Genomic DNA, 3,619 nt, shown 5'->3' on the forward strand with positions numbered 1-3,619 from the left:
ATATAGTTGCGGATCGTCTCGATGATGCGGTCCTGGTCGGCTTCGCTGAGATAAGGGTGCATCGGCAGGCACAGGATCCGCTTCGGCAGGTCTTCCGAAACGGCAAGGCCGGTCGGCGTGCGCGGATAATCGCGATAAGCGACCTGGGCATGCAGCGGCTTCACATAGTAGATGACAGACGGAATGCCCTTTTCGCCGAGATGCGCCCTCAGCCCGTCGCGCTTCGGCGTCTCGATGGCGTATTGCGCCCAGGCCGAACGGCTGCCGTCCAGATTGCGGGCGGCGGTAACGACGTCGCCAAGCCCATCGGCATAGCGCTTTGCCACGACCTGCCGGGCGACCATCTCGTCTTCGAGAATGGCCAGCTTCTCGATGAGGATCGCCGCCTGTATCGTGTCGAGCCGCGAATTGATGCCGACGCGGACATTGTCGTACTGCGTCTCGCCCTTGCCATGAAAGGCGAACGAGCGAAGCTGTTCGGCCAGCGCATCGTCATTGGTGAACATCGCGCCGCCGTCGCCGTAGCAGCCAAGCGGTTTTGCCGGATAGAAGCTGGTCGAGCCGACCGCACCGAAGGAGCCGCACATCTTGCCGTCGAGCGAACCGCCCATCGACTGGGCGGCATCCTCGATCACCATCAGGCCTTCGCGGTTGGCGATCGCCATGATCGCCTCGTAATCGGCGGCAAGGCCAAACAGATCGACGGGAATGATTGCCTTCGGCTTCAGCCTTCCTTCCTTCTTGATCATGGCAATGGCCGCTTCGAGGCTGGCAATGTCGATGTTGTAGCTGTGCGGGTCGACATCGACGAACACCGGCTCGGCCTTGGCCAGCGCCACCACTTCGGCGGTGGCGGCGAACGTGAAGCTCGGCACGAACACCGCGTCACCCGGGCCGACGCCGGCTGCAAACAGCGGCAACAGCAGCGCGTCGGTGCCGTTGGCGCAGGCCACGACATGCTTGGTACCGATATAGGCGGCAAGCTTGTTCTCGAATTCGGTGACTTGCGGGCCAAGAATATAGCGGCCCTCGTCGACGACACGGTCGATCGCGGCCTTCAGCCGGTCGCGGATTCGTTCGCGCTGCGCGCCTAGATCGATGAACTGCATGTCGGCCTCAAAATGGGTTAGCCAGATAATCGGCCGCTGGTACCAGAGTTGCGCTTGCCGAGAAAGCCGGGCAGGCGGAGCCCTAAATTGCGGAAGTGTCGCAGTCCGTTACCAGTTTTCCCGGCGAATGTCAGTCAGATGCCGGAAATCCGGGCTTCGTCGGGCGCCATCCCGCCCTTATAGCCTTGGAAAGAGCCCCTGCGAAACATAAAGTGATCGATTGGGCTCAACTTATGTTGAGCGTTGCTCAGGCGATTTCATGTCGCCAGGGTGGATTGGCGCCGGCCCGCGACACGGTCACTGCCGCCGCCTTCGCGCCGAGCGCCAGCGCCTTATGGATGGCGTCTACCGACAGTCCGGAAATCGCCGCTTTCGTCAGCAGGCCTTGCTCGTGCAGCGAGGCGAGGATGCCGGCGTTGAACGTGTCGCCGGCGCCGACCGTGTCGACCACCTCGACCCTTTCGGGCACGACGGCAACCGCATGTTCCCTGGTATAGCCGACCGCGCCTTCGCCGCCATGGGTGACGACGATCAGCTTCGGGCCGCGGTCCAGCCAATTGCGGATGACATCCTCATGCGAGCCGGCTTCGCCGAACCAGTTCAGGTCTTCGTCCGACAGTTTCACGATGTCGGCCATCGCCATCATGGTGCGAATGCGCTTGAGGTGCTTGGCCTTGTCCGGGATGAAGTTCGGCCGGATGTTGGGGTCGAGCATCATGACGCGGCTTTCATGCTCGCGCCGCATGAACTCTTCATAGGCACTGCCGGCGGGCTCGGAAATCAGGCTGATGGCGCCGAACAGCATGGCTTCGATCTCGTTGCCGAGCTGCGGCAAATCGTCGATCGTCAGCATGCGTCCGGCGGTGTTCTCGTCATAGAAAGTGTACGTCGCCTGGCCGTTGGTGAGCTTGACGAAGGCCAGCGTGGTTGGCCGTGGCGAGGTGTGTGCATAGGTGGAACTGACCTTGCTCGCCCCAAGCGCATCCCGGAATTGGCCGCCGAACAGATCCGACGACAGGCCGGAAAAGAAGCCGGCCGGCGCGCCGAGCCGGCCAAGTGCGATTGCCGTGTTGAACACGGCGCCGCCGACATAAGGCGCAAAGGCCGGCTCGCCCGCTGTCGTCGTGCGCGGCAGCATGTCGATCAGGGCTTCGCCGCAGCAGAGGATCATGGCTTCTTGGTCTCCGGCGGATAGATCACGCCCTTGCGTATGATGATGTTGGCGTAGAGCCGCGGCTCGCTTGTCGCGACGATGGCATGCGCCGATTTGACCCGTGCATAGAAGTCGGCGCCGGCCAGCGCAACCACCTTGCGGCCTGGCGCCCGTTTGGCGCAGATCGCTTCGATCTCATGATGGACAGGATCGGCAAGCGAGGGATCGCCTCGGACCGAGGCGCGAAACAGCGCCTCCGGCACGGCGTCATCGACAGGCAGGACACTCAATATCGCGTCGAGTACCGGGATAAGAGGGTGGCCATCGGCGCGTACCAGTCGGGTTGCCTGCTGTTCCGCCGGATAGTTTCCGTCGACAAGGGCGATTTCGTCGCCATGGCCCATGCCGCGCAGGATCGCCAGAAGCTCCGGACCGAGCAGCGCCGGGATTCCGATCAGCATCAGGCGCTCCTGGAAATCGTCGTCGAGCCGATCAGGAAGCGTTCGGAAAGTGGCAGGCTGGCGCCGCCGAGCGCCCGGGCATGGATACCGACGGTTCCCTCGCGAATGGCGGGCAGCTTCAAGCCTTCGCCGTCGATCGTGGCGATTGCCGCAATGATGGCGTCGACCAGCTGGCGGCGCACCGCCTTCGGCATCCAGCCGTCGATCACCGCCGCTTCGAAATCGATGATCGAGGATGCGGCGACGATGGCGTAAGCGAGCGCCCTTGAGGCGCTGGCGATCCAGCCGTCGAGTTCGGGTCCGATCTCGCCCCAGTCTTCCGGCGAGGTCCACAGATGCGAGGCCTCGATGCCGCGCGCATTGAGCGCCTTTTCGAGCATGGCGATGGAAGCGACATCGATCAGTTGGGTCGGCTTGCCGTCCGGCCCGGGCACGGGCATGGAGCCGAGCGCTCCGGCATTGCCGGTCGGGCCGCCAAAAAGCCGGCCGTTCAGCACGATGCCGCCACCGGCAAAGGCGCCGATATAGAAATAGACGAAGTCACGCGCAGCGCCCGCCTGCCCGAAGACGAGTTCGGCGCCGCAGGCCGACGTGGCGTCGTTCTGCAAATAGACCGGAAAATCGCATTGCGCCTGGATGTCGGCCCTGATGTCGCGGTGACGCCATTCGTCCATCACGTCGCGCGGGGCGCCGGCGGTATCGGCCCAGTTCCACAATTCGAACGGCATGGCGATGCCCAGCCCGGCGATGCGCTTGTCTTGCGCGGGCGTGAGCTCGCCGCGCATCTGCCGCATGCCGTTGCTGACGAAGTCCACCGTCTCGCGCGGCGCCGGGTAGCGATAGGAATGCTGCAGCATCGAACGGACATTGCCAAGGAAGTCGATCAACAACAGTTC

General features: G+C 63.6%; 4 protein-coding genes. All 4 read right to left on the reverse strand.

All coding sequences use genetic code 11. The features are described 5' to 3' along the window. Positions 1–1,109, reverse strand: a 1,109-nt coding sequence (locus EN991_RS27720; RefSeq protein WP_164769408.1) for a DegT/DnrJ/EryC1/StrS aminotransferase family protein, incomplete at its 3' end; no start/stop codon positions are given. 247 nt (positions 1,110–1,356) lie between these two features. Continuing rightward, the gene (locus tag EN991_RS27725; RefSeq protein WP_127369947.1) at positions 1,357–2,280 is read right to left on the reverse strand and encodes a carbohydrate kinase; all 924 of its coding nucleotides are present in this window, start codon (positions 2,278–2,280) and stop codon (positions 1,357–1,359) included. After that, positions 2,277–2,723 carry an RbsD/FucU domain-containing protein gene (locus EN991_RS27730; RefSeq protein ID WP_013532706.1) on the reverse strand — a complete coding sequence of 149 codons (447 nt, stop codon included), beginning with the start codon at positions 2,721–2,723 and terminating at the stop codon, positions 2,277–2,279. Before EN991_RS27730 ends, EN991_RS27725 begins: the two co-directional genes overlap by 4 nt. Beyond that, positions 2,723–3,619: ROK family protein (locus tag EN991_RS27735; protein ID WP_164769409.1), on the reverse strand; the 897-nt coding region annotated here is incomplete at its 5' end. The genes EN991_RS27735 and EN991_RS27730, both read right to left, overlap by 1 nt.

Source organism: Mesorhizobium sp. M7A.F.Ca.US.005.03.2.1, assembly GCF_003997795.1.
In the GTDB taxonomy this organism is placed as follows: domain Bacteria; phylum Pseudomonadota; class Alphaproteobacteria; order Rhizobiales; family Rhizobiaceae; genus Mesorhizobium; species Mesorhizobium ciceri.

Bases quoted from the DNA above. Each gene is read 5' to 3' on its own strand.
- EN991_RS27725 (WP_127369947.1), bottom strand. From the start codon at position 2,280: ATGATCCTCTGCTGCGGCGAAGCCCTGATCGACATGCTGCCGCGCACG.
- EN991_RS27730 (WP_013532706.1), bottom strand. From the start codon at position 2,723: ATGCTGATCGGAATCCCGGCGCTGCTCGGTCCGGAGCTTCTGGCGATC.